Below are 25,806 nucleotides of genomic sequence, written 5' to 3'. Positions count from 1 at the left end.
GGGAAGGCATTGCGTTATGTGTTTCCATTTTCGAGACTTCTATCCTCATCATGCGGTTCTCCGGAGCTCCGTTGCGGTGCTCGAAAGCCAATGAGTAAGATATGATAATTAGAAGGCGATAGCTTTGGGGCTGCGAGGAAATGGGACTACATCCCTGATATTTTGCATCCCCGTAATATACTGAACCAAGCGTTCAAAACCCAACCCAAACCCGCTGTGTGGAACCGAGCCATAACGACGCAAATCAAGATACCAGCTATATTCACTCATATCCATTCCCATTTGTTTCATCCTGTCCCTTAGCTTCACAAAATCATCTTCTCTCTGACTTCCCCCTATTATCTCTCCCAGACGTGGAACCAGTATGTCCATCGCCCTAACTGTATCACCATCGTCATTTTGTTTCATATAGAAGGCTTTTATCTCTTTGGGGTAGTCAGTGAGTGTCAGCGGTCCCTTGATAAGTTCCTCACAGAGATAGCGTTCGTGTTCGGCTTGCAAATCCAGTCCCCAGGCTGGCGGGTATTCCCAGTCAATCGGCGCTTTTTTCAGCTCTCGAATAGCTTCACTATATGTAAGATGGATAAATGGCTTATCAATCACTTGCTTCAAATTGTCAATTGTGCCTTTGGAAACCCATCTGTCAAACAGTTCCATCTCATCGGGACACCGCTCAAGTACTTGACTTAGAAGTTCTTTAATCAAGCTCTCGGCGAGTTCTCTATTCTCTTCTAATTCACAGAATGCCATTTCCGGTTCAATCATCCAGAACTCAGAGAGGTGCCGTGAGGTGTTGGAATTTTCTGCTCGGAAGGTTGGCCCGAAAGTATAAACTTTGCCCATGGAGCATGCGAAATTTTCCAGTTGCAGCTGACCGCTAACGGTGAGATAAGTTTTCTTGCCAAAGAAATCCTTCTGGTAGTCTACGCTGCCGGAATCGTTTCGGGGGGGTGAAGAATAATCCAATGTGCTTACTTGAAACAAGTTGCCGGCGCCTTCGGCATCATTGCCTGTGATAATCGGAGTTTGAATCCAAAGAAATTCACGTTTTTGAAAAAAACCATGGATAGCGACTGAAAGAGCATTGCGAACACGAGTTATGGCTCCAAAGGTATTTGTTCTTGGACGCAGGTGTGCATTATCGCGAAGAAATTCAAATGAATGACGTTTTTTTTGCAATGGATAGCTCGGTGACACTTCACCAATCAGGCGCATCTTCCTGGCGATTAGCTCAATTTCCTGTTCCTTGCCTTCTGATGGAAGTATTTGGCCTTCTGCTATGATACTTGCGCCGTTTAGCAAGTGCTGGCTCTGTTTTCCGTCTATAACGTCGCCGCTCTTATCGACAACAATCTGCAGGTTGGCTAGACAGGAGCCGTCGTTGACTTCGAAAAAGATAGTGTTCTTACTCTGCCGTTTTGTGCGTATCCACCCTACCACAATAGCATAGCGTCCGTCGTCGGGGCCGGCGAGCAGCGACGAAACTGAGTTTCGAACCATAGATTCTAACACTAGGTTGCCCAGACGATCCCGTCAAGTCCGGCTTCAACTCCGATTCTGCGCTCATTTACTCATATTTGAAGTTGTGCTATTCCAGATTGAAGCGAGGCAAACCGCTATAATGGATGCGGGCGCTTGTGATGGAAGCTAGGGCGAGAATCTGGATTTCCTGAAGATTTCCACCGCCACACTTTCGCAAGAATTCAAAGCGCCAGGCTTGTCGAGCACAACTTTGCATGCAATAATTTTTTTTGTATCCAGAAGCAGATTGGCGAGTGCATTTGCAAGCGATTCAATGAGTGCAAAGGAGGAAGCGCGGACATACTCCACGAGTTTGGTGCAGAGGGCCTCGTAGTCTACCGCCAGTTCAATATCGTCCGCTTCAGCTGCTTCGGCAGTTGCGGTATGAAGAATGAGATTCAGGATTATATCACGTGGTTTTTTGCGTTCTTGTGCGTGAACCCCGATTATTGTTGGAATTACTAGGTTTCTAATATAGATTTTATCGCTTCGTTCATAGTTCATGTGCATGCCCTTTTTGCACCATTATCGGGGATCTCAAGGCTTCAAATTTTCCTTTCTGAAGATATCTTATAATTGGCATACAAACTTCCTTTTGAACTTCAGGAGCAGCTGTCTGAACTGATCGAAGTAGCGATTTATCCGGCACAGCGGCACAGTTTAACAGCCTCGGAGGCTTGACCGCGGGCTCATTCGGCAATGTCTATGTGGCGGATGAAGACCGGATCCGGAAGACAGAATACAAGGTGTTTCAGATAGCGGCGCGATAACGAGGCTACCTCCCTGTCTCTAAATATGGCATCAAGTGATTCATCCCTCCCTTTTTAAATGAGGTGATCGTCGCTTCAGGCCTTTTCAGCCTGCCTAAATGAGTAATCGTCGCAATATCATCTTCAGGTAATCATTATTTTGCGGTGGCAAGTTAATCCCCGGCGGCCAAGAGATTTTTACTATTCGCGGGATATCACCCTCGCAGGGAGATGTTTCATTGCGGCAGATAAAATCTATCTCGGAGTTATCATTACGGCACGGCTGGCCGCATGAACTCGCCCCGCCCGCCATAGCTGACGCATCGCAGGCAGGACGAGATTATATGCGCGTTCGAGAGAGAGAACCCGTTCGGTGAGTTTCCGCTGGACAAACTGGGAAGGGCATTATGATGCTTCGGAAACAGGTGGTGCTTCTCATTATAACGGCTTTCCAACGCAGGCCGAAAGCGAAGATGAGTTATTGGGCACTCGTAAATCGTACTACGTGGATGGGGCGCGCGCGTGAACACATGCGCCGCAATATCTCTGGATCTATTTGCCAGCAATGACGGCATTTAGATGGCGTGCAGGATGAGAAACTCTTCAACACGCCCATCCGGCTGAGAAAAACTCTTCCCTTGGCTCATTTTGCCGAATGGACGTTCTGACTGAAAAAGATGAGGTTAAAGACTTGACAGCAGGTTATCTGAAAAACGACAAGCGTCTCACTCTGGCGACTGGAATAGGGAATATGTCACCCAGGAGATTTCCTTGTGGATGCTAACCAAAATGCCGCAAAAGACCCACAGCGGGGATAGGCTTTCCGCGTCTCCTGTGTTGATTCATTATGATTACAGACAGTATGCGAAAGAATATGAAGGGGCGCTTATATCAATTTCCTGCATGCATAAGACCCAAGATGAAGTCCACCGTCCACATGGAGTACCACCCCAGTAACAAAATCCGCCCGGAGTAGATAAATTATGGCATCTGAGATATCTTTGGAATCACCCCGTATGCCGAGCGGATTAGAAGCCCCCGCGGCCCTTGCAGCAGTTGAGGCTGTACTGGAATTAAGAGGTGGGTCTGCTCGCTCGAAATTTTCTTCTGAATTTGGCGGAAGGATGTTTCCGGGCGCAACAGCATTTATGCGAAGAGTTTGCGCCATTTCCACAGCCAAATCCAGTGTCAGCGCGTGCAAAGCAGTTTTCCCAAAATGATAGGCTGCGTGTTGCGGGTCTGCAATCCTCGAATCCAAAATGTTTACTACCGCGCCTCTTTGCTTGACTTGCTTCAGCCTGCGGTTCATTGCACGAATCATTATCAGGGGCGATTGAACGTGAATACTCATTGAACGGCCTAAATCCTTGGCACTCATCGATTCATAGCCTGTTCTTAAATACTCGGAGGCGGAATTGATCAAAATATCTATGCCTCCGGTTTTCTTCTCGATATCGGTAAACCAGGTTTCGGTCGTTTCCACTTCGGTAAAATCATGTCCGCTGAGCCAGGAGTGAGAACCCCTGGCAAAGATGTCTTTGCGCACCATCATGGCCTGTTCCCGCGAGTCCCTGTAGTGCAGCACAACGTTCGCACCACAATCTGCCAAACTCAGTGCTATACTTCTTCCAAGTCGCCTCCCGGCACCAGTTACCAAGGCTATCTTACCAGCTATCTCCATGGCAGTATCATATGCTCTCCCGAATCTGAGGAGTAGTGAAAGTGGCAGATTCTTTACAAAGAAAGGAAAAATGAAAGATGCAATTTGCCGGTAAACTTGAATTTTGCGCTTTTTTCCCGCGAAATCTTCAAGATGGATATAGACTACCCACAACTTCTAACTTAAGATAACGCCGTGAAAGACGAGATAGCACCAGCAGAGATTGAATCTAACATTCCCTTGGGGATTCTTATTTCCACCGATAAGAATATGTACGAACTTACGAATGCCGCAATCCACCGCGCAAAACAGATTAGCATGACCGGCTCGGAGGCTCTTGAAGAAGCTGGTGGAAAGATTGTTTCCCTGGCGATCCGGGAAATAGTTACCGGCGAGGTGCAATATAGCATTAAGAAGGGCTGATAAACCGAAGGTGCTTGTCATTTTCGGGGCCACTGGCGTAGGCAAGACAAGACTAATAGAGCAATTGTTCGCCGAGCGGTTTAACTTGAGTGTGGAATTAATCAGCGCCGACGCCCTCCAGATTTACAGGCAATTGGATATAGGAACAGCAAAACCGCCGGCTCGACTGCTCGCCCGGATACCACATCACCTGATAGATATTTGCGACTACACAACTCCATTTAGCGTGGGCGACTTCTGCAAGCGGAGCGACAGAATAGTTAGCGACATTCTCGAAAGGGGAAAATTGCCGTTAATCACTGGCGGTTGCGCTTATTATCTAAAATCCTGGCTCTTGGGAATGCCAAAAACACCACCCACGGATATCGGTTTACGAAGACAAATAATCAAACGCTGGAAAGATAAGAGTAATCAAACCGTTCGCAATGAGCTTCATCGCCTGGACCCGATAAGCGCCAGTCGAATCGAGGTGGGAGATCGTTATCGCTTGCTTCGTGCCCTCGAAGTTTATGAGCAGAGCGGCAGGCCGCTTTCATCTTTTGTCAGTTCCAACACGAGTCGCGATGATTATCAAATTCTTCTTATTGGCCTCCGTCGAGATCGGAGCGAACTTTGCCGATTTATTGATTCGCGTGTAGATGAGATGCTTCGAACCGGGCTTGAGAATGAAATCAGACGGTTGATAAAAGATGGTGCTCACTCCGAAAATCCGGGCATGAAAGGCATTGGTTATCGTGAGTGGTTCGGTCCGAACGGAAGCATCTTAGAGTCGAAAGATGCAAAGAAACTAATCGCCCGCAACACCCGTCGCTACGCCAAGCGCCAGAACACCTTTTTTGCTTCAATCCCCAAAGTCATCTGGTTCGAGCTCCACGGAAACGGTGACTGCCCACCTCGCCTGATGGAAACTCTTCGCCGCTTTCTTTGCGCCCCTGCCTTAGAAGCTTGCCTCACTTGACCAAGTGAACTCCGATAGGGATAATCCGTACTCAGAATCAAGGCAGAACTAGGAGAATTGATAGTGCCCTGTGGACGCAAGCGTAAACGAAAGAAGATTGCAACGCACAAACGAAAGAAGAAACTTAGAAAGAATCGACACAAGAACAAATAGCCAGATAATCGCGGCAGTCGACTTTCCTCATCGAGTTAGCTGCCTGCCGCCTTGAGGCTTTTTGAATAATCCCACAATAGAACAAGATAGGATATGAAATCTTGAGGAAGGTGGGAGCGGGGTCAGGAACTGCATGCCACCTTCAGTATTCCTGAATCTCATCGTAAACGAACTCAAGCTGTATTCCAGCCTGCTTGAAAAGTTCCTCCGATTCAACTCCGGCATGATATTTTCTTTCGCAGACTACGCGGGTGATACCGCAGCTGATTATCAACATCGCGCAGATGCGGCAGGGAGTCATTCGGCAGTAAATTGTTGCGCCATTCAGGGCCACCCCCCTTTTCGCGGCCTGACATATTGCGTTTTGTTCTGCATGGACCGTACGAACACAGTGTTCTCGCATAACTCCATCGCTGTGCATTACGGAATTGAACAGGTGGCCAACCTCATCGCAATGAGGCAGACTAGGAGGCGCGCCCACATAACCCGAAGCAAGTATCTGTCTGTCGCCCACAATAACACATCCGCTGCGCCCCCTGTCGCAGGTAGCTCTGTTCGATATCGCCCTGGTAACTTGCATTAAATACTCATCCCAGCTTGGTCTTGAAAACTTTTCTCCCATCAATCTCCTCAACAATGGACCTTATCTGCGTCATTCACGTGAGTCCTTATCCTATTCGGCTGCTCTATGATATAGCGCCCTGTTGCAAAAGAGTCTACCAAATCTGTGTCAAAATTATCCGATAAACAAGATTGATTATCCTGTAACTTGACCCGGCTAAGACCGACTATCGATGTATTCCGCATCAGAGCTGAACCTTGCTGGGTGTGGATACTGTACGATTAGCATGGGAGGAGGTAGTATCACTGCATGGCAAAAACCACGCAAACCTATGATGAGAGCAAGATTCAAACCCTTAGTTCTCTGGAACATATCCGACTTAGATCTGGGATGTATATTGGGAGACTCGGTGATGGTACAAATCCGGAAGATGGTATGTATGTAATGCTCAAAGAAGTGGTTGACAACGCTGTGGACGAGTTCATCATGGGTTTTGGCAGAAAGATTCTGCTCAAGCGTGAAGGTGCAATGATTAAGTGTCGAGATTATGGACGAGGTATCCCGCATGGAAAACTTGTGGATTGCGTGAGCGTTATTAATACGGGCGCCAAGTATAATGATGATGTTTTTGTCTTCTCCGTCGGTTTGAACGGGGTGGGAACCAAGGCGGTTAATGCACTCTCAAATCACTTCCTTATTCGTTCGTATCGTGAGAATAGTTTTCGTGAGGCTAGATTTTCAAGAGGCAGGTTGGTAAAGAAGAGAAGAGGCGCCTGCGAAGAACAAGAAGACGGCACCTATGTTGAGTTTGTGCCGGATGAAGAGATTTTTCACGATTATGATTTTGTTGATGAATACATAGAACGGCGTATGTGGAACTATGCGTATCTGAATAGAAATTTGAAGCTTTACTTCAATGGAACGAAGTTCGAATCTAAAAGAGGTTTGCAGGATCTGCTTGAAAAGGAGGTCGGCAGGAAGATTGGCGAGGATATTCTTTATCCGTCCTGCCACCATGTGGGGGAAAGGCTTGAATTTGCGTTCACACACACTTCTGCTTACGGGGAAATGCACTTCCCTTTTGTTAACGGTCAGTTCACGGCGGATGGTGGGACGCATTTGAGTTCCTTCCGCGAGGGAACACTCAAGGGAATTAATGATTTTGCGAAGAAGAATTACTCAGGAATGGATGTGCGGGAGGGATTTATCGGAGCGATCGCCGTAAAGGTGAAAGACCCGATTTTTGAGAGTCAGACTAAGAATAAGCTTGGGAATACCGAGATTCGCCCCTGGATTATTACTGAGGTTAAGACGGCGGTGGTTGACTATCTTCATAAGAATCCCGAGTCCGCCAGGGTTATCGAAAAAAAGATTTTGAGCAATGAAAAACTCAGAAAGGAATTGACGGCGATTAGAAAGGAGGCTAAGGCAGCGGCGAAGAAAATTTCGCTCAATATCCCGAAGTTAAAGGATTGCAAGATTCATCGGGGGGATAGAGGAGGCGAAAAGACTACGATTTTTATCACCGAGGGCCAGTCAGCCACTGGTTCGATGGTTGGTTGCCGGAATGTCCGATATCAAGCCATTTATTCACTCAGGGGGAAACCGTGGAACAGTTATGGCAAGAGTAGGGCGGCCATATACAAAAATGAGGAATTGTTCAACCTGATGATGGCTCTGGGCATTGAAAATGACATCGAAAATCTTCGCTATCAAAGGATTGTATTGGCAACAGATGCCGATACGGATGGTTTCCATATCAGAAATCTGATTCTGACTTTCTTTCTAAATTATTTTGAGGAACTTGTGATAGGCGGGCATTTGTATATTCTGGAAACTCCTCTTTTTCGAGTGCGCAATAAGGTGCAGACAAGGTATTGTTATTCGGAGCGTGAAAGGGACAAGGCAATGAAAGCAATTCGAGGTTCGGAGATTACGCGTTTTAAGGGTTTGGGAGAAATCAACCCGAGGGAGTTTGGCCAGTTCATCGGCGATGATATGAAGCTCGTTTCTGTTGGCATTGATTCTATCAAGAAGGTGCCGGAAACCTTGACTTTTTTCATGGGGAAAAACACTCCGGCTCGGCGGGAATTCATTATGGAGAATTTGGTATAAGAATTAAGTTTGGAAAAAGCCAACTCCTGCCATGGCTGATTTTGGAGGCATATGCGCAGGAAAATTGCGTGCCAATAACGCGAATCCCTGACAAAAGTTTTGGAATCCCGGTCTCAACCTTTGGAAGCTTATATACACTTGGAGAACTTTGATGGCCTATGTTGGAAAACTTTTTAACGAGTACTTCCTGAAGTATGCCTCCCATGTAATTCGTGATCGCGCAATTCCACACCTCAATGATGGACTCAAGCCTGTGCAGCGGCGAATACTGCAATCTCTTTTCGACATGGATGATGGAAATTTTCACAAGGTGGCAAATGTTGTCGGCCATGCAATGCAGTATCATCCGCACGGAGATGCATCGATTTACGAGGCTCTTGTGAATCTGGCGAACAAGGAATTATTCATAGATAAGCAAGGTAATTTTGGGAATACTCTAACCGGCGATCCTCCCTCGGCATCGAGGTATATCGAATGCAGACTTCTTCCCTTCAGTAAGGAACTGCTGTTTCAGCCTGAAATAACCGATTTCATCGATTCCTATGATGGACGGAGGAAGGAGCCGGTTACTCTTCCCGCTAAAATTCCTCTTCCCTTGATTTTGGGAGCCGAAGGAATTGCAGTTGGAATGTCCACTCGGATACTCCCGCACAATCTCATCGAAGTTATCCAAGCAGAACAGGCTTGTCTTAGGGGGGAAGAATTTGAGCTTTATCCGGATATACCCTCGGGAGGCATAATCGATGTATCTGAATATGATGAAGGCAACGGAAAGATTCTAAGCAGAGCTCGCCTGGATTTGTCAGATTCCAAGCGGATAGTAATCAGGGAACTGCCCTATGGAGTTACAACCGAGAGTCTGATAGGTTCGATAGAGGCGGCCGCAAGGTCCAACAAAATAAGAATTGGTACAATTATCGATTTCACGACAGAGAACGTTGAAATCGAAATCAAACTTCCACGAGGCGTTTACAACAGCGAAGTCCTTGATGGTCTGTATGCTTTTACGGACTGTGAGATAAGTATTCCGCTGAACATGCTGCTGATTCACGACGATAAACCAGCTTTGATGACCGTTAAAGAGATAATCGAACATCATGCACGAACCCTCATCTACCTTCTGGAAAAGGAATTAAAACTTGAAAGGGAACGGATTCTTGATAAGATGCATTCAAGAACTCTGGAGAAAATTTTTATTGTTGAAAAAATCTATAAGAGGATTGAGCAAATCAAAACAATCAAAGGCATCTTCGCCGCGATTCATAAGGGATTTGAGATATTCTTGCCGACAATAGGCCGGGAGGTTACTGACGAGGACGTGGAAAGATTGTTGAAAATTCCGATTCGACGCATCAGTCAGTTTGATATTCAGAGAATGGAGAATGAAATTCGGGAACTAGGCGGGAGTTTGGATAAGGTGGAGGGATATCTGAACAATCTTGTCGAATACGGATTGAATTCTCTAGATAGCGTCATAGAAAGGTATGGCAGGAAATTTACGCGTCGAAGCGAAATTGTCAGGCTGAAAAAATCTGATATAAGGGAAATTGCGCAAAAAAATCTTAGGATGCGATACAATCCGAAAACTGGTTATTTGGGATATGAGGTTTCCGGAGGCAACGTACTATTCAACATGTCGATTTACGATAAGGTTCTGTTTGTGAAAAAGGATGGCTCTTACATGGTTGGCAACGTGTCGAGCAAATTTTTTGTAGGCAGGGGACTGCTGTATGCCGGGCTTGCGGACAAGGAAACCTGTGAATCGGTAGTCTTCACTTTGATTTATCGGAAAGACGATTATCCATATATCAAGCGTTGTCGAATAAGCAGCTTCATCTTGAATCGCAGTTATTCGCTCGTGCCGGAAGACGGCGCGATTGTTCGATTAACCACCAAGGAGCAAGTTGCAGTTCTTATCGATTTTACACAGGAGAGTTCAACCAATAACAGGTTTCCGATTCACAACTATCTGATTAAGGGGGTTAAAGCCAGGGGCGTTAGGATACGGCCAAGGCGTTTCAAATCGGCGCGTTTTGTAAGTCATAAAAGCTTTGCAGGTAGAAAGTAAGCTGGCGTTGCCAGTGGCAGAATTAAAACCCACATCAATCGTTGTTTGTCGCGTTTGTGAAAAACAGCTGCAATGGAAGTCCACTCTCCTGCCATCCTGCCCTGAACGATGTTCTTCCAGAACTGATGTCACTCTCCCAAACAAGTCATAGCTGGTTGCACCTTGGTCGGCGATGCCAGCAACACAAGGTTTCAGTACTCCTTAGGCGTGGCAGTGAACTCACCATGCTCTCGGGAACACATAGTTCCTCGTTCATTATCAAACCATGTATCTTGAACGTAATAACGCTTCATCTTGGCATCAGGAAGTTTAGATACAAGCCTCAGTGACTGTGATGCAAGAATCCTGTGCGTGAAGCATAGTTCAACCAGAATTCTTAGTTTTGCATATTCTTGAGTTTCGCTTGCTAAATGTGATATGATAAAACCACTGCGGGTATCAGGACCGAATCTCCATCAGAGATAGGTGAAATCACTTGAAGAAACCTGCTTCTGTGGGCATATCCTTCTTCTCGCGAGTACATTTATACTGGAAGATATTGGGCATGATATGTGTAGATAATCTAGGAGGAATGTTTCATGTATTCTTGGAAAAAAGCCCTGTTTTATGGATTCTTGACTTGGTTAATCCCCTTTCTTGTCGCTGTTCCATTTTACTCCCAAGATGGAACTCTGTCGGTGGAAGTCTTTTTGTTCAAATCTATGATGATAATCGTTGGAAGTCTTGTTGGATTAGTTCTTATAGTAGGGTATTTCAAGCGAGTAGACGGGGCTTTTCTTAGAGAAGGCATATTGATTGGGTTCATTTGGTTAATGATGAACTGGATGTTTGATTTTGTTTTCTTCGTGTTCATAACGAAGATGGATATTGCAACTTATTTTATCCAGATAGGAATAAGATATCTTACGATACCAATATACAGTATTGCAATTGGATTCCTTTTGAAAAAGAAGTTAAGCGATTAGAAAGCGGCTTGAATTTGACAAGCGAGATTTGTTAATCTGAAAACTTCTGTGCGGAGATGCAAAATTCGAACAGCGAAGGCTTGTGTTTTATCATAAAGCTGTTTCGCAAACCCAACCTACTGGCAGAAATCTGAATTCCACCCTTCGATCCTGGTTATTTGGATCTGTCAAAAAGCGATTTAATCTCCTTGGCGTATAGTTCGTTGATTACATGCCTTTTAATCTCTTGTTTCGCCGACAATTCCCTGCCTTGCTCAAAAGGCTTGGACAAAATTACGAACTTGGCGATTCGTTCATAGATTTTGAAGCCATTGGTGGCGGAAATTAGACTTGATATCTCTTCCGTTATCAAACTGTACACCTCAGGGCTGTTAAGAAGCTCCTCATCGTCTGTATAAATGACATGGTTTTCACTGGCCCAAATCTTCACGTTTTCCGGATCCACTTGAATCAGGGCTCCCAAAACATGTCTGTCCTGACCCACAACGATGGCAAGAGAAATGTACGGACTACACTTCAGGCGTTCTTCTATCAGCGCCGGCGCTACGTTTTCACCGCCTAGGAGAACTATGGTATCTTTGGCACGACCGACTATTTTGTAATCTCCATCGTAGGTAACCTTCGCGAGATCGCCGGTGTTAAGGAATCCATCCTTGTCAATTGCCTGAGCTGTAAGATCGTCACGGCGATAGTAGCCCTTCATAATCTGAGGTCCCCGGGCGTGGAGTACGCCGATTTTGCCGGGTTTCAACTCCTTATCATCCTCGCCGATTATTTTCAGTTCGGTCACCGGGAAAGCTTTTCCAATTGTGCCGGACACAGGACGATCGAAAGACCGGAGACTAAGTACTGGTGCTGATTCGGTTAAACCGTAACCTTCGAGCAGAAGTATGCCAGCGCTCTGGAAGAATTTATCCACATGTGTTGGAAGACTTCCACCGCCTGAAATTCCGGCCACAAACTGACCGCCCAGCTTGGCCTTGATTTTTCCGAATACAAGAATGCCGCCCAGGATATTGAGGGGCCAAAGCAGGATTGCAGGTATTATGCCGATAACAAAGTCTAGCAAACGACTTCGTTTTTTAAATCTTGCCATTTGCCCCTTTACCATTTGAATAGACAGATTCCAAGCGCCACCCACCGAAACAAAAAATAGAAATAGAGCCTTTTTTATCCCTCCATCGCTATTCACTTTGCGATATATCCCGTCGCGCATCGATTCCCATATCCTGGGAACAGAAGCCATCCAGGTTGGTTTGATTAGTTGCATATCCTTAAGTAGAATTGGCCCAAGTGGCTTCGAGTAACAGATTGCACTTTTAGAACCCAGTGCAATATACTGCATTACGCGCTCAAAGGAGTGCCAAACCGGCAGTACACTTAACCAGCGGTCTCCCAAGCCAACTCTGATTAACGAAGAGACATGTTGCACTTGGTGCAGGAAATTTCTGTGAGTGAGCATTACGCCCCTTGGTTCACCCGTTGTCCCTGAGGTGTATATTATAGTCATCACATCATCGGGCGCGCCTTTGTTGATTTCAGCATCGACTATTGAAAAATCATCTCCTGATCCGTTTTTCAAGATGTCGGCATAAGTAAATATCTCAAGTCCACCAACCGTTTTATTTTTTGCCTCGTAGTCCGGATCGATAATGACAATCTTCCTGAGGGTTTTAAGAGTCTTCACCCTGCTTATCACTTTTTCCAACTGACTTTGATTTTCAAGGATTGCCAATCTGCACTCGGAAAAGCCTAGGATGTAGCTAATTTCGTCGGCAGTGGAATCACATCCACGTGGTACATCAACGCCCCCCAAACACTGAATTGCCAAATCGACTACAAGCCATTGCTGCCGGTTTTCGGAAATCAAGCCAACATTTTCGCCGCGTTTCATTCCAAGTTTTTTGAGGCCGGACGCAAATTGCCTTGCCAGTGTATACAGTTCTTCAAAGCTTACAGATTGAAAAACGTCTTTTTCATCCTTATAAAACTGTATGGATTCACTTGGCCAACCGCCAGCCATTTCTCTAAGTAGTAAAGGAATCGTAGATTCCACAACGGGCCCTCCTTATCAGGCAATCAAACTCGCTAATATCAATATTTCTAATTACTTCTTCATGATAGCATATCCAAGAGACTTGTAAAATGTATTTTAGGAGACAATTATACTATGTTGTGTGAATATGGATGATTTTCGTATACCGCGAATCATGGGAATAATAAATTGTACTCCGGATTCATTCTTCGCTGGAAGTCGAAGCGAGAATACAGAGATGGCCTTTTTAAACGGGATATCGATGATCAAAGAAGGAGCTGAAATACTTGACATAGGCGGCGAGTCTTCAAGACCGGGATCTGTCGAGGTTGATGAAGACGAACAGATCAGACGAGTTGTTCCGGTTATTCAGAGAATTCGCGAGGTTTCAAAAATACCTGTTTCCATTGATACAAAAAGCGCGCGAGTAGCTGAAAGGGCCTTAGATACAGGGGCTGACATTATCAACGATATTTCGGCTCTCAGATACGACATGTCCATGGCTGCATTGGCGGCGGAACGAGAGGTGCCGGTTGTTTTGATGCATATGAGAGGCACTCCGTCTACCATGCAGCTACATCCTAGATATCATGATCCAATTCGGGAAATCCGAGATGCGCTTATGAGATTTGCCGATCGAGCCATGGACGCAGGGATTAGCAAGGAAGATATTATCTTGGATCCCGGTATTGGTTTTGGGAAAAGATTGGAAGATAATCTGGCTCTTATAAGTAAGATAGACCAGTGGAGACCGGAGGGGTTCCTTATCATGGTGGGACTGAGTCGGAAAACTTTTCTAGGTCAGCTAATCGATTCGGAAAACCAGCGTTCAGCGGATTACTATATGAATCTTGCCACCAACACTGAATTTGGTAAGTCAGAAACTAGATTCGAAATTGCTAAGAGTGATCCGGAGAATCGTTTGATTGCAACTTGTGCGGCAAATACCTGGTGTATCGCAAAGGGGGTGGATATTTTGCGGGTTCATGATGTAGGAGTTGCAAGGCAGCTAGTAGCAGTTTGGGAGGCTTTTTCTTGCGCTTCTTGAAAGATCTTCCAATTGTTAGCGAATTTGTACTTCCTGCTGTTGATATCGCACTTCTGGCATTTCTTTTTTTTAAGTTATATGAATTGTTGGAAGAAACCCGCGCCGTTCAACTACTGCGAGGAGCAGTAAGCCTGGCTCTAGTCTATGCCCTGGCGTGGTTTCTCAGGCTTTCCACCTTGCTATGGATTTTGGAATTAATTGCTCCTGGAATTTTTATTGGCGTTGCAATAGTTTTTCAGCCGGAACTGAGAAGTATTTTCACTCGAATAGGGCAGAGGGAACTATTCAGTGGGAAAACAAGGCAGAAACCCTTTCGAGTTGAAACAGTACTCAATGCAGCGGTGGTTCTTTCCGCTCGCAAACGCGGTGCTCTAGTGGTTTTTGTGCGGAAAGTGGGTTTGAAAAACATCATTGACACCGGTACGCAAATAAACGCAGATCTTTCATCTTCTTTGATTCTTACAATTTTTGACCATGATGGACCACTACACGATGGAGCTATAGTAATTCAGGGAGGGCGAATTTCGGCGGCGGGATGCTTCCTTCCGCTATCCAATCAGCCAGATATTCGTGGCAGTTTTGGAACGAGGCATCGTGCAGCTCTGGGGATCACCGAGGAAACAGATGCGGTTGTTTTAGCTGTCTCTGAGGAAACGGGAAGCCTTTCATTGGCCTACGATGGCAGCATCTTTTATGACCTGGATGAGGCAGAACTTAGACGTCGTCTTCATGAAAAGCTGAGTTTGAACCCTCCGGAAGCAGTTGAAGGCGGCTCTGTATGAGAATTGCACGCCTTTTTTATCGCTGGCCTGTCAAGATTATCTGTATTGCATTGGCAATAGTACTGCATATCCTTTTTCGATCGAATACTCTGACAGAACGTCAAATTGCGGTTTCACTGCGTGTGCTGACTCCTGAGGGATTTGTGGTGAGTTCTGAGTACCCAAACGCTATCAATGTTATGCTGAGGGGGGATGAAGATGAGCTGAAGGATATTCTGGAAGAAGACATTGAGGCCTATATAAATCTAACCTCCTACATTGAAGAGGGTGAGTATCAAGTTCCTATCGAACTTAGAAAGAAGGGTTCGGCGTTGCAGCCGGAGGCACTGGAACTGAAATCTCGACCGAGAACACTCACTATTTCAATGGAGCCACGCACTATCCAAAGTTTTGAAATTGAGCCGAATTTATATGGATCTCCTTCACTCGGCTATGAACTCACTCAATTTTTTGTATCGCCCTCTTCTGTAACAGCTGTAGGACCACGCAGTCAAATGGCGGAATTGTCGACATTGTCAACAGAGCTTATAGATCTTTCCGGACGAAACGACGATTTCTCAATCACTACGCGGATTGTCTTGCCTTCTGCACAGATAGATATTCCGGGTGGCCAAATCATCGAGTTTAGAGGGGTTGTGGATGAATCAATAATAATTCGAACTTTGGAGAATCATGAAGTGATTATTCTTGATCTTTCTGAGAGACTGCAGATAGTGAATACTCTGCCTCCAATTAGTCTGACAATTCAGGGAAGTCAATTGCTTGTTGAAGATACGCGCCCTCAAAACGTGACTTTTTATCTCGATGGATCTGCCATTCAGCGCCCCGGGAACTATATCTTGCCGGTGGAAATAGATATCCCTCCAGGATTAGCCGTGTTGCAAATTCTGCCTCGCGAACTCAGTGTGGTTGTTGTCAACGCAGGAGAGTAAACTCAAATGATAGGAGAGTAATGAGCCGGTGACCGAGATTACTTACAAGGCAAAGAAGAAAATTTCCTGCCCTATTTGCAGGAATAGATTCCAGAGGGAAGAGCTGCTTACCGGTGGCGGAAGAATGAACGCTGGAGAGCTAACTGACGAATTGCACAGGATTTATCTTCCAACGCAGAAATATAAAGATGTACACCCATTGATATATCCGGTTTCGGTTTGTCCAAGCTGTTGGTATGCGGCCTATCCAAGGGACTTTGATACCCCCAAGGAAGAGGAGCACTCCCAACTTGAATCAAGAATTGAGGAGCGGAAAAGAATTACTCAACCACTGTTCAAGGACTTGAATTTTGGCAGGAATAGGAGACTTGAGGAGGGCGCAGCCTCGCATTTTTTGGCGGCGCTCTGCTATGAGTACAGAAGCCCTATCACTGCTCCAACCTTTCTGCGAGGTCTTTCATTTCTCCGTGCCGGCTGGCTCACAGCCTATCTTGATAAGCAAAAGGTAGGTGAAAACTATGATTTTTTGTCCAAGATATTTTTGAGAAAAGCTGCTTTTTTCTACAGTGAGACCTTGGAGCAGGAGAGGAATGGGAAGGAGAATATAGAGGGCATTCGCCATCATGGACCGGATTTGGACAATAATTTTGGTTTTAGTGGTGTCTTATATCTTGTTGGAGTGCTGCAGCTGAAATATGGGCAGCGGGAGAATCGGGCCAGTCGCATATTCGCATTGAAGCAGGCCAGAACGGAGGTTTCCCGCATTGTTGGGATAGGGTTGTCGACAAAGGCCAAGCCTTCGGCTTTGCTTGATTTGGGCAGGAAGCTGCACAAGTCTATCAAGTTTGAATTAGAGTCCTATGACGCGTAACATAAGACTGCTAATCTCATATGATGGAACGGATTTTGCTGGCTGGCAGAAGCAAAGGGATCATCGGACCGTTCAGGGGGTTTTGGAGGAGGCGCTTGCGGACCTGCACGGGTCATCCATTTCGTTAATGGGGGCTGGAAGGACCGATTCAGGCGTGCACGCTACTGGACAGGTTGCCAATTTTCACAGTTTAAACGAGAGTATCGGAGATGAGAAGTTCGGTGCGGCGATAAATGCGCGATTACCGAGGGACGTGCGGATTCTTTCAAGCGGTATTGCTTCCGGAAGCTTCCATGCAAAATGCGACGCCAGAAGCAGGCAATATGTGTATTGGATTGCTAATTCGCTGCTGGGAACAGCCCACATGTCTCGCTATGCCTGGTTTCTAAGGAAACTACCTTCTCTTGTTGCTCTCAATGAGATGGCGCGGGTTATCTGTGGCTCCCATGATTTTACTACTTTCACGGCGAGTGGGGATGCGAGCAAATCCAGGACTCGTTCTATAAAACATGCTGTGTTTCTTACTAGGGGGTCGATGCTGACATTTCAAATTGATGGGAATGCTTTTCTTTGGAAGATGGTGCGGTCGCTTCTAGGTACGATGGTTGATTTGGCTCTTAACGGTGGGGACGGGAAAGAGATGCGGGAAATATTGGATTCACGAAATAGAAATAAAGCTGGCCCTACAGCTCCGGCACGGGGGTTGTTTCTTACAAGGGTGAATTATGAGTAGACTGGAAGCGCATATTGAGTACGGGCGTATTTTAGATGCTGCAATCGATTGGCTTAGAGATGGATATCGAAGAGAGCGAATTGGAGAAGACGAGCTGGCGTTACGTTCAGAAATCAGCACTTCCCCCAGGAATTCTCAGAACATATCGAGAAATGGTGCGGAGAGAAATGATTTTCAAATTCCCAAACATCGGGAGTTGTCGCGAGATGATAAAAGTTCTACTTCACGGCATGGGGGTGAACTGGGGCGAATTGCCGGGGATATTGCACGGTGTGAAAAGTGCAATCTTTACCTGATTCGGGAGAATACAGTCCCAGGTGTCGGAACTGGAAACCCCTTGCTCGTGATCGTAACGCCTGCACCGGTGTTTGGTGCGAAAGAGACTGATGGACCACTTCCCTTATATGAGTCTGATTATCTTGATAAATGGCTCAAGGCCCTTAATTTGCGGCCTGGTCAGGATACCTTTATTACCCCTGCCGTTAAATGCCGGACTCCAGGGAGACGACCGCCTGACGCTAAGGAACTAGGTGAATGTTTTCAGTATCTTAAACGACAATTTGCTGAACTCAAGCCTAGAGCGCTTTTGGCACTCGGGGCGGCAGCGTGCGCCGCGCTTACAGGGGATATTTCCGATTTCCCATCGCTTGTTGGAAAGCCGTGGACCTGGGAGGGCATACCTTCTCTGGTTCTTTGGACACCCGCCGAGGTTCTTGAGAATCCGGTTCGCCTGCGAAAACCGGTGTGGGATTCTATTCAAAAACTGAGAGATGCGTGGAATGCCCTACCTGGAACTGGCGTTTAACCTTCCTGTTAAGCAGAACTATACGTATGTTTCGCCAGTTGTTATCCCTATAGGCTGCAGGGTTATGGCTGAGCTTAGATTTAGAAAGCTTCCCGCCTGGGTGGTGGGTCAATTGGATTCTCCGCCTGACAACGTAAGTGAATTCAAAGCGATTGAATCTCGGATTGATGAGGAACCTCTTTTCGATCTCGATTTTTTGGAACTTGCAAATTGGCTTTCCGAGCTGACAATGTGTTCTTTGGGCGAAGCACTCGCAGCCATGCTTCCAAGTGGAAGGAGTGAGAGCCATAAGTCCCATGACGCTTCTTGTGATAATAATAATGAGACTATAGATGTTTTAAGCACCGATCAAAGAGATGCATTAAGAAGTATTGAAACTGCTGACGATGATTGGATCTATTTGTATGGGATTTCCGGTTCGGGGAAAACAGAGGTATTTCTTCGCATTGCCCAGGCTGTTATTGAGAGAGGAGGGTCGGTTATCTACTTAGTGCCGGAAATTGCCTTAATTCACCATCTTGTGGGTAGTTTGAAGAGTAGATTTCAGGAATTGATTGCGGAGTTGCATTCAGCTCTTTCTCCCTCTGAGCGTTTATCCGAATGGAGGAGGATTCAGTCCGGTTCGGTGAGGTTTGTTTTTGGAACGCGAAGCGCGGTATTCGCACCGATGGAAAGGCTTGAATTGATTATAATTGACGAGGAACACGATAGTTCGTACAAATCGAATGCGGCGCCGCGATATCACGCCAGACAGGTGGCAATGCGCCGTTGCAAACAGGTTGGCGCCCGCTTGCTTATGGGGAGCGCCACTCCTTCTCTGGAGGTCTGGCAGCTCGTGAAGTCGGGTAGTTTGAAATCTATCAAACTCGCCGATAAACCTGCCGGCGGAGCCTCTCCAGTGAGCAGTATTGTTGATCTTAGAAAAGAAAGAACTATTTTTTCAGGGCAGCTAATAGATGCCATTTCGCGAGTTCTGGGAGGGGGCAGGCAGGTGTTGCTCTTTCTAAACCGAAGGGGTTTTTCTTATCAGTTTTCCTGCCAGAGTTGCGGAGAGGGAGTGTTGTGTCGTAATTGCAGTGTTCCCTTAATTTTTCACAAGTCTACTGATACTATGAATTGCCATTACTGCGGTTTTGGGACAAAGCCAATTCAAATCTGTCCCAATTGCGGTTCTTTGGAAATGAAGTTTACCGGTTTTGGCACGGAGAGGGCAGAGGAAGAGATTCGAAGGCTTTTCCCGGAAAAACGGGTGGCGCGTTTGGACACTGATGTGGTTCGGAAAAGAAATGAACTTGAGAAAATCTTGCGACATTTCGAAGAGGGTGATATTGATGTTCTGCTGGGAACGCAGATGATTGCCAAAGGGCTCAATGCTCCTGGTTTGAAACTAGTGGGGGTACTTTTTGCGGATAGTTCTCTGAATCTACCGGATTTTCGTGCTGCCGAACGAACCTTTGCACTGATAGTTCAAGTTTCAGGCCGAACAGGGCGGTTTCTACCGGATGGTGAGGTTATCGTGCAGACTCTCAGGCCTGAGGCTGCGGCAATTCAAATGGCCGTAGAAGGGCGGCTGAAAGACTTCTATGAATATGAGCTCGGTATCCGGAAAACTCTCCATTTTCCTCCATTTTGCCGTATTTTCAGAATTTTATTCGAAGGGAAGAATGAGTCTAGGGTATGTAAGGCGTCCGAAAAATTTGCATCCACGCTTAGCGGAACAATGGATGAAGAGCTTCTTGGACCCGCGGAATGTGCTGTTGCCCGTATATCCGGCCGGTATAGACGTCATCTCTTGTTGCGATCCGATAGCTTTGACATCACCCATGCCACCCTTGCTTCTGCCCTTTCAAGTTTTCCCCGGCAAAATGGAGTTCGAATCAAAGTGGATGTTGATCCCACCAATCTGCTTTAGTGACAGGAGGGGCCTGACTCTAATCTCCGGTAACATAGGCGTTAATCAATTCAGCCGCCTCAGTTACAGAAATCTGATTTGAGATTGTCAGGCGAGCTATTCTTGTATAGGAATCGAAGAATCTTAGAATACGGAAATCTTGAGGAATCGCGACGGCGTTTGCGGGAACTGTTAAATCGGCAATGCGAATCGCATCTTCCAGAATTAGCTTGGCAAGTTCTCTTTTTTCATCGCTGATACCGGCGGGGATTGTGGCGTAGATGTATCTAATGATGTTTTTGGCGCCTGTCGGCGGTTCTACTTCCACAAAAGCATCGCCAGTTTCTTTTTCTCGCGACGATGGAAGGCGCACTGCTCCTGTAATTTGGTTGTTAATAGAATTCACGAGGGCAGTCATAGGTGAAGCGGATACTACTAAATCTTCAGTGAAGAGAATACGGTTGAGGAAGGTAATAAGAGAGAGGGGGAGTTGATTGTGCTTGTCGAACAAATTGGGATTGTCGGCCAAGAGGTAGAGTAGAGCTGATTCGGGATGATAGGCGTCGATGAAAATCCCTTTGCTATTGGTGCCGTCTGGGGAGGTGGAATACCATCGAGATAACCTTGCCATTATAGGTTGGGGAGAAGTCAACAAGGGTTTTAAGCGAAGCAAGTGCAGCTGATCTATGACTACTAAATGGGGCATGCCCTGAGGAGGAGGATTTTCGAGTCGATTGGCCAGTTTGCTTACACTCTTCCATTTAACTTCTACGTCCCTTAGGGCAAGGGTTGCCGACAAGTTAGACTTATATTGCGGGGTTTGGATTGAAGACCAAATTTGAACTAGGCTGATTGGTCTTCGAATACCGTGGACGCTGATGCGATGTGGCGCAGCGAAGCTATTCGAGCCTACGTGGAGTTCCCAGGTTTGATTGCGATATGTCAAAAAGGCTTCATCCCATCCAGCTGGTCCAAGGCTAGTTGCGTTCCAGAGTAAGCTGCTCTGCTCGGATTTTGCTTCCAGGTGTTCTACGGATTCGAGATAGGGAAAAAGAGATTGGAGCGGAATATCCTTCATGCCAATTTGAAAGTTTGCTGGATCGATTATGACATGGGTGATATTGTTCAGCCGCAGTTCAAGATTTGAATCCTGTGCGCCAGATGGAGTGGAACTGAGTAACAGTAGAATTGAGAAGAGGAATGTCGAAAGCGTCTCAATACGTTGACTGGGATAGCGGTTGCCCTGCATCTTACCATGTTCGTGGACGCTGCTGTTAATGGCTGGCCACTTTGATGAGAAAGCTGTGCCAACTATCGTGTCTGTTTCAGCAATATCTGCACCTCCGTTTTGAGTGTCTTAAGGAATTCTTCAAGCTGCCCGCGGGTAATACTTGGCCCGAATGAAACTCGTATCATTGAGTTTAGAGTCTGTTTTGGCAAGGTCAGTCCACCAAATTTTTCTGGGACCTTTTTTCTCCTGTTGCTGTGGCAGGCAGAACCCGTCGAAACTACAAAACCTTTATTTGCAAGCACACGCGTTAGCACCTCCCCGGGAATTGGGGGACAACCAATAGCTATTATTCCAGGAGTGTAGCTGCCTTCCGGGGAGTTCACTCGGTTTTCAGGAATAATCCTGGCCAGTTTTGCCAGAGTGGGATTGCCAGCTAATTGTGAAAGCAACCATATCCCATTTTCCTTGACGCCTTGCGAGGGTTGGCTGTATTTCTCGAGAGCCGAAGCCAGGGCGATGGCTCCTGCTACATTTTCGGTACCCGGTCGGATGCCGTGTTCCTGGCCGCCGCCGCGAGCCAGAGTCCGAAAATTCGGATTTTGGTGATAAAGCAGACCAATTCCTCTGGGGCCTTGAAATTTGTGAGCGCTAAAGGAAGCACTATCGATGTCCAGCGCACTTAAGTTGATCGGTATTTTGCCCACTGCTTGAACAAAATCAGCGTGAAAATGAACCCTTTTCTTAGAAGATGAAAGCGCCCCTCGAACCGCGGCGGTGAGTTTTTCCAAGGGCTGAATTGCTCCAGTCTCATTATTGACAGCCATTATCGCTACCAGTCGAGTTTTCGTGTTTTCTTCGAGAACTGCCGCTACTTTCCTGCCATCCAGACGACCGTCGGAATTTGGCAATATTTTTTCGAGTTTCCATCCCAGGCTGCTGAGCATGTTTGCAGACTGAGAAACTGAAGCATGCTCAATGCCGCTTATGACTAGCGAGGCGGGTTCGTAAGAGTTTAGGACAGAGAGCAGGATGATGTTGTTGGATTCAGTTCCACCAGATGTAAAGACAAGCTGGCTAGCGTCACAGTTCAATATCCTGGCGCAATTAAATCTCGCCCTCTCAAGAGCTGCCCTGGCAGCCTTACCAACAGTGTGAAATGAGGAGGGATTTCCGAAATATCTGACGGCATCGCGCGTCATCTGTTTCAAAATTGCGGAATCCGGAGGGGCGCTGGCTGCCCAGTCCAAATAGACCATATTTGAAATCTATCGTTAAATACTATCTTTTTGAAGCGTTAATCGATCTTTTAGGTGATGAGTTCCAACACTTCGAAAAACCTGGAATAATTGCTCTAATTCGATTTCCTCAGCCCCACTTGGCCGCTGTTTAGCAATTCAACACATTCATCCACGTCCATATTCATTGTGTCTGCAGTATACTCTGCCCATCTGGGTTCTTCATAAGGCGCGGTTATGCCGGTGAAATTGGGAATTTTGCCGGCCAGGGCCTTGTTGTACAAACCTTTAGGATCCCGCCTAATACACTCTTCCAAACTGCATTTAACAAATACTTCATTGAAACGGTTTTGTGGAAACAATGCTCGGACTGAGTCCCTTGATTTTTGTGTCGGTGAAATAAAACAACAGAGAACAATGAACCCAGCATCATACATCAATCTAGCAACATGTCCCACTCGTCGGATGTTTTCCTCTCTATCCTCGTAGCTGAATCCCAAATCCTTGTTTAATCCATGACGAATATTATCCCCATCGATAACAAAAACCATCTTGCCTTCATCGAAAAGCTTTTTCTCGAACGCACGGGACAAGGTGCTCTTGCCAGCTCCGGAGAGTCCTGTAAACCAATAGCACCCAGCCATATGTCCATTTCGCCACTCGCGTTCGGCAAGAGAAATCTTTCCCTCATAACGAATCACATTTTCTCTCGCCTTTGAGATTGCATCCGTATAAGTATTGTTCTTGGACTTAGCACGTTTTAGGAACTTCATTATCGCTGTCTTAACCTGTTGGAAACTCATCTCAGCTCAACATATCTCTGATAAACTCCCGGTTATTTTGACTGAATTGTGATATGTTGGTCATTAATTCAAGAGAAATTTAATGACATAGGAATTTTGATGACAAAAATACTTACAAGTCTCGTTATCTGCTCTTCTATTGTAACAGTTGTTGATGCCGTTACCCTTGATGAAGCTCTATTCGGAATACCCAAGATGGCTGCAGACGAATTGCTGGAATCCAGGGAAGTTTTTCGCCTCGACAGGCGGCTTGAAGGATTCAAATTGCTTCCCGACATTCCGATGACGCAGGAACTCATAAGACGCACAAATGAGCTTCAACCTGATGTGCTAACCGAGGGTCTATATATCATACCTTACTCCGAAAACATTGATGAAATTAACATTGATTTTTACAACATTGCCAGAGAAGTCAGTTCTCTCTCAAGGGTAACCTACCTGTCAAAAAGAAAAAAAGCGGTAGTACCCCTCTTTGACAATGTTTATGCAATATCAAATCTAAAGGGGAAAAAACCGATAGACGATCCCCTGGTTGATTCTATTCCGGCTTTAGACAGCATCCTATTACATATGAAAGAGGTGAATCTTGGTAGGGGATACTACCAAATAGATTACATCTGGGATGGACAAAATTTGGGATTCTTCATGAAGAATCTTAGCAACCTGCGTTTGGTGGTGAAAGTTGTAGGCAAGAAGCAAATGCAAATCACTTTGCTAATCTTGCCTACCGATGAGGGTTTCCTGGTCCACAGTTCATCTGCCACCATGTTGAGTAATGCAAGCCTGGTCTCTGATTTGATGGACCCATACACAAGCTTCTATCGCCGTACTTATGCCATTGTCATTTGGATTTACAACATCATGCACAATACCAATCGCATTCCAGACTTTGGCGATCCCCTAGAAATGTAGACTAAAAAAATCTACCTGGTATGAGAACTGTGCGAGCAGTTTCTAAATCATAGAATGTATCGTTCGGGCGATTCAAACCAAAATGCAAATTGGAATGTGAATTTCTTATATATTGCATCGTAGCTCTTCATGATGTTAAGCTAACAGATGTAGGAAACGAGCAGCAGTTATCCCAAGGGAGCTATATTGAGGTGTTTGCTTGATGAGCTCATACTTAACGGACATCCCATTCGCTTAAGAATACCTTGTCTTATTTGAGAAACAGAATGCATGTGTGTCGGAATTACGGAAATACCTCAAACCAGTCACAGCCAGTTATCAGTCAGCATCTTGTTATTCTAAAAGAAGAGAGCTTGTTAAATCTTCGATTGAGTACGGCTGACGCATTTATCGGATCATCAATGAAGATTTTGTGCGGAACACAGCCCGCAGTTTCGATGGTGCGGATTTGAGAGCGACTTGAACAGTCTTCGTATCGCCAACATCTTGATGAGAAAGAAATGCCGTTGCCGCGTAAGGTAGAAGTGTTGGTTCGAAAAATAATCAATCACGGGGGGAGTGTGTATACTCTTGAATTTGAGATTTCTCCTGCTTATACTCGATTTAGGCCGGGACAGTTTACCCATCTGACGATTGAACCTTACAGACCATCGGATGGTTATTGGCCGGAATCCAGGGTCTTCTCAATTGCGTCCCCACCGAATGCCGACTTTGTTCGCGTGGTCTACAGTGTCAAGGGCAGATACACGAGCAGGATTCGGGATGTACTTGGACTGGGTTCGAAGTGCTGGCTGAAGCTCCCCTATGGGGAGTTTATTGTCGATAGTGAGTTAACAACGGGAGATGTGGTTGTCCTTGTAGCGGGTGGAACAGGAATTTCCCCTTTTATTCCGTTTTTATTGGATGAGAACTGCGGGCGTTTCGAAAAAGATGTTTTCCTTTTTTATGGAATGCGAGATCCGTCTTTGGTGATTTTTGATCGAGAATTGGAATTGGCGGAGACTAATTTTCCGAGCCTAAAGATTGTGTTGTTTTCCGAGAAACAAACCACCGACAAAAGATTTCAAATTGGGAGACTCGATTTTAAGATGATTTGGAGAGTGATTGATCGGCATGGGGGGAATCCAGTCTTTTTTCTATCAGGGCCTCCCGGGATGATTGATAATTTCAAAAAAAGTTTAATCAATATCGGATTGTCGGAAGCTTGTATTCGAATCGACCAATGGGAGTGAGACTTCCGCATTGATTATGGCACCCAGGGAGATATAGATGCATGCTGGTGTGCGTATTCATGCGCGAAATTCCCAAAAACCGTGCTACACTATCGACAGAATTGAATTTTAGTATAAAATCC

General features: G+C 45.9%; 22 protein-coding genes. 14 read left to right on the top strand and 8 right to left on the bottom strand.

The annotated features are described in order from the left end of the window. Positions 1-108 precede the first annotated feature (108 nt). The 3 genes from asnS to S1OALGB6SA_RS00990 all read right to left on the bottom strand — a co-directional run bounded on the left by asnS (position 109) and on the right by S1OALGB6SA_RS00990 (position 3,951). Positions 109-1,500, bottom strand: coding sequence for an asparagine--tRNA ligase (asnS, locus tag S1OALGB6SA_RS01000; protein WP_124032261.1), 1,392 nt, complete (start codon positions 1,498-1,500; stop codon positions 109-111). Positions 1,501-1,647: 147 nt separating this feature from the next. Then, the gene (locus tag S1OALGB6SA_RS00995; RefSeq protein ID WP_195910224.1) at positions 1,648-2,025 is read right to left on the bottom strand and encodes a dihydroneopterin aldolase; all 378 of its coding nucleotides are present in this window, start codon (positions 2,023-2,025) and stop codon (positions 1,648-1,650) included. Positions 2,026-3,156: 1,131 nt separating this feature from the next. Then, positions 3,157-3,951 (bottom strand): SDR family oxidoreductase, encoded by a 795-nt coding sequence (locus S1OALGB6SA_RS00990; protein WP_124032259.1) that lies wholly within the window; start codon positions 3,949-3,951, stop codon positions 3,157-3,159. 174 nt (positions 3,952-4,125) lie between these two features. Between S1OALGB6SA_RS00990 and S1OALGB6SA_RS00985 the strand changes: the two genes are divergently transcribed. Together S1OALGB6SA_RS00985 and miaA are read left to right on the top strand one after the other, a co-directional pair. After that, positions 4,126-4,353, top strand: coding sequence for a DNA-directed RNA polymerase subunit omega (locus S1OALGB6SA_RS00985; protein WP_052079804.1), 228 nt, complete (start codon positions 4,126-4,128; stop codon positions 4,351-4,353). Positions 4,354-4,363: 10 nt separating this feature from the next. Further along, positions 4,364-5,311: a tRNA (adenosine(37)-N6)-dimethylallyltransferase MiaA gene (miaA, locus tag S1OALGB6SA_RS00980; protein ID WP_195910223.1), complete on the top strand. Its 948-nt coding sequence runs from the start codon at positions 4,364-4,366 to the stop codon at positions 5,309-5,311. Between the two features lie 295 nt (positions 5,312-5,606). Here miaA and S1OALGB6SA_RS00975 read toward each other — a convergent pair whose 3' ends face one another. After that, the gene (locus S1OALGB6SA_RS00975) at positions 5,607-6,086 is read right to left on the bottom strand and encodes a deoxycytidylate deaminase (protein ID WP_037560886.1); all 480 of its coding nucleotides are present in this window, start codon (positions 6,084-6,086) and stop codon (positions 5,607-5,609) included. A 249-nt stretch (positions 6,087-6,335) separates the two neighbouring features. On the opposite strand from S1OALGB6SA_RS00975, the gene S1OALGB6SA_RS00970 reads away from it, so the two are divergent. From S1OALGB6SA_RS00970 to S1OALGB6SA_RS00960, 3 genes are all read left to right on the top strand, one after another. Then, positions 6,336-8,141 carry a toprim domain-containing protein gene (locus tag S1OALGB6SA_RS00970; protein WP_037560887.1) on the top strand — a complete coding sequence of 602 codons (1,806 nt, stop codon included), beginning with the start codon at positions 6,336-6,338 and terminating at the stop codon, positions 8,139-8,141. Between the two features lie 151 nt (positions 8,142-8,292). After that, complete coding sequence (locus tag S1OALGB6SA_RS00965) at positions 8,293-10,209, top strand: DNA topoisomerase IV subunit A (RefSeq protein ID WP_037560888.1); 1,917 nt, start codon at positions 8,293-8,295, stop codon at positions 10,207-10,209. A gap of 578 nt (positions 10,210-10,787) precedes the next feature. Further along, the gene (locus S1OALGB6SA_RS00960; RefSeq protein WP_037560889.1) at positions 10,788-11,174 is read left to right on the top strand and encodes a hypothetical protein; all 387 of its coding nucleotides are present in this window, start codon (positions 10,788-10,790) and stop codon (positions 11,172-11,174) included. 154 nt (positions 11,175-11,328) lie between these two features. Here S1OALGB6SA_RS00960 and S1OALGB6SA_RS00955 read toward each other — a convergent pair whose 3' ends face one another. Continuing rightward, a complete protein-coding gene (locus S1OALGB6SA_RS00955; RefSeq protein ID WP_037560890.1) occupies positions 11,329-13,230 on the bottom strand; it encodes an AMP-dependent synthetase/ligase in 1,902 nt (633 codons plus the stop codon). 127 nt (positions 13,231-13,357) lie between these two features. Here S1OALGB6SA_RS00955 and folP point away from each other — a divergent pair, with 127 nt between their 5' ends. From folP to priA, 7 genes are read left to right on the top strand one after another with little or no spacing between them, the layout of a single operon-like run. Continuing rightward, positions 13,358-14,257 carry a dihydropteroate synthase gene (gene folP, locus S1OALGB6SA_RS00950; RefSeq protein WP_037560891.1) on the top strand — a complete coding sequence of 300 codons (900 nt, stop codon included), beginning with the start codon at positions 13,358-13,360 and terminating at the stop codon, positions 14,255-14,257. After that, entirely contained in the window at positions 14,245-15,039 is a 795-nt protein-coding gene (gene cdaA / locus S1OALGB6SA_RS00945) for a diadenylate cyclase CdaA (RefSeq protein WP_037560892.1), read from the top strand. Before folP ends, cdaA begins: the two co-directional genes overlap by 13 nt. Further along, entirely contained in the window at positions 15,036-15,971 is a 936-nt protein-coding gene (locus S1OALGB6SA_RS00940) for a CdaR family protein (protein ID WP_037560893.1), read from the top strand. Before cdaA ends, S1OALGB6SA_RS00940 begins: the two co-directional genes overlap by 4 nt. 28 nt (positions 15,972-15,999) lie before the next feature. Continuing rightward, a complete protein-coding gene (locus tag S1OALGB6SA_RS00935) occupies positions 16,000-16,842 on the top strand; it encodes a DUF2225 domain-containing protein (RefSeq protein WP_037560894.1) in 843 nt (280 codons plus the stop codon). Further along, positions 16,832-17,575, top strand: a complete 744-nt coding sequence (gene truA / locus S1OALGB6SA_RS00930) for a tRNA pseudouridine(38-40) synthase TruA (RefSeq protein WP_037560895.1) — start codon at positions 16,832-16,834, stop codon at positions 17,573-17,575. The genes S1OALGB6SA_RS00935 and truA overlap by 11 nt, the downstream gene beginning before the upstream one ends. After that, entirely contained in the window at positions 17,568-18,380 is an 813-nt protein-coding gene (locus S1OALGB6SA_RS00925; RefSeq protein WP_081949881.1) for a uracil-DNA glycosylase family protein, read from the top strand. The genes truA and S1OALGB6SA_RS00925 overlap by 8 nt, the downstream gene beginning before the upstream one ends. Next, entirely contained in the window at positions 18,346-20,292 is a 1,947-nt protein-coding gene (priA, locus tag S1OALGB6SA_RS00920) for a replication restart helicase PriA (RefSeq protein WP_081949885.1), read from the top strand. Before S1OALGB6SA_RS00925 ends, priA begins: the two co-directional genes overlap by 35 nt. A 19-nt stretch (positions 20,293-20,311) precedes the next feature. Here priA and S1OALGB6SA_RS00915 read toward each other — a convergent pair whose 3' ends face one another. From S1OALGB6SA_RS00915 to cysC, 3 genes are all read right to left on the bottom strand, one after another. Beyond that, positions 20,312-21,520, bottom strand: a complete 1,209-nt coding sequence (locus tag S1OALGB6SA_RS00915) for a hypothetical protein (protein ID WP_037560898.1) — start codon at positions 21,518-21,520, stop codon at positions 20,312-20,314. 62 nt (positions 21,521-21,582) lie between these two features. Next, positions 21,583-22,758 (bottom strand): cysteine desulfurase family protein, encoded by a 1,176-nt coding sequence (locus S1OALGB6SA_RS00910; RefSeq protein WP_124032257.1) that lies wholly within the window; start codon positions 22,756-22,758, stop codon positions 21,583-21,585. A gap of 95 nt (positions 22,759-22,853) precedes the next feature. Next, positions 22,854-23,540 carry an adenylyl-sulfate kinase gene (gene cysC / locus S1OALGB6SA_RS00905; protein WP_230204334.1) on the bottom strand — a complete coding sequence of 229 codons (687 nt, stop codon included), beginning with the start codon at positions 23,538-23,540 and terminating at the stop codon, positions 22,854-22,856. A 99-nt stretch (positions 23,541-23,639) separates the two neighbouring features. Here cysC and S1OALGB6SA_RS00900 point away from each other — a divergent pair, with 99 nt between their 5' ends. Further along, the gene (locus tag S1OALGB6SA_RS00900) at positions 23,640-24,452 is read left to right on the top strand and encodes a DUF6675 family protein (RefSeq protein ID WP_124032256.1); all 813 of its coding nucleotides are present in this window, start codon (positions 23,640-23,642) and stop codon (positions 24,450-24,452) included. 500 nt (positions 24,453-24,952) lie between these two features. Beyond that, a complete protein-coding gene (locus S1OALGB6SA_RS00895) occupies positions 24,953-25,684 on the top strand; it encodes a ferredoxin--NADP reductase (RefSeq protein ID WP_124032255.1) in 732 nt (243 codons plus the stop codon). The last annotated feature ends 122 nt before the right edge of the window (positions 25,685-25,806 follow it).

The organism is Olavius algarvensis spirochete endosymbiont (assembly GCA_900608495.1).
In the GTDB taxonomy this organism is placed as follows: Bacteria; Spirochaetota; Spirochaetia; order DSM-2461; family DSM-2461; genus UBA2779.
The sequence above is the reverse complement of the archived record's forward strand: the minus strand, read 5'-3'. Positions and strand labels throughout refer to the sequence as shown.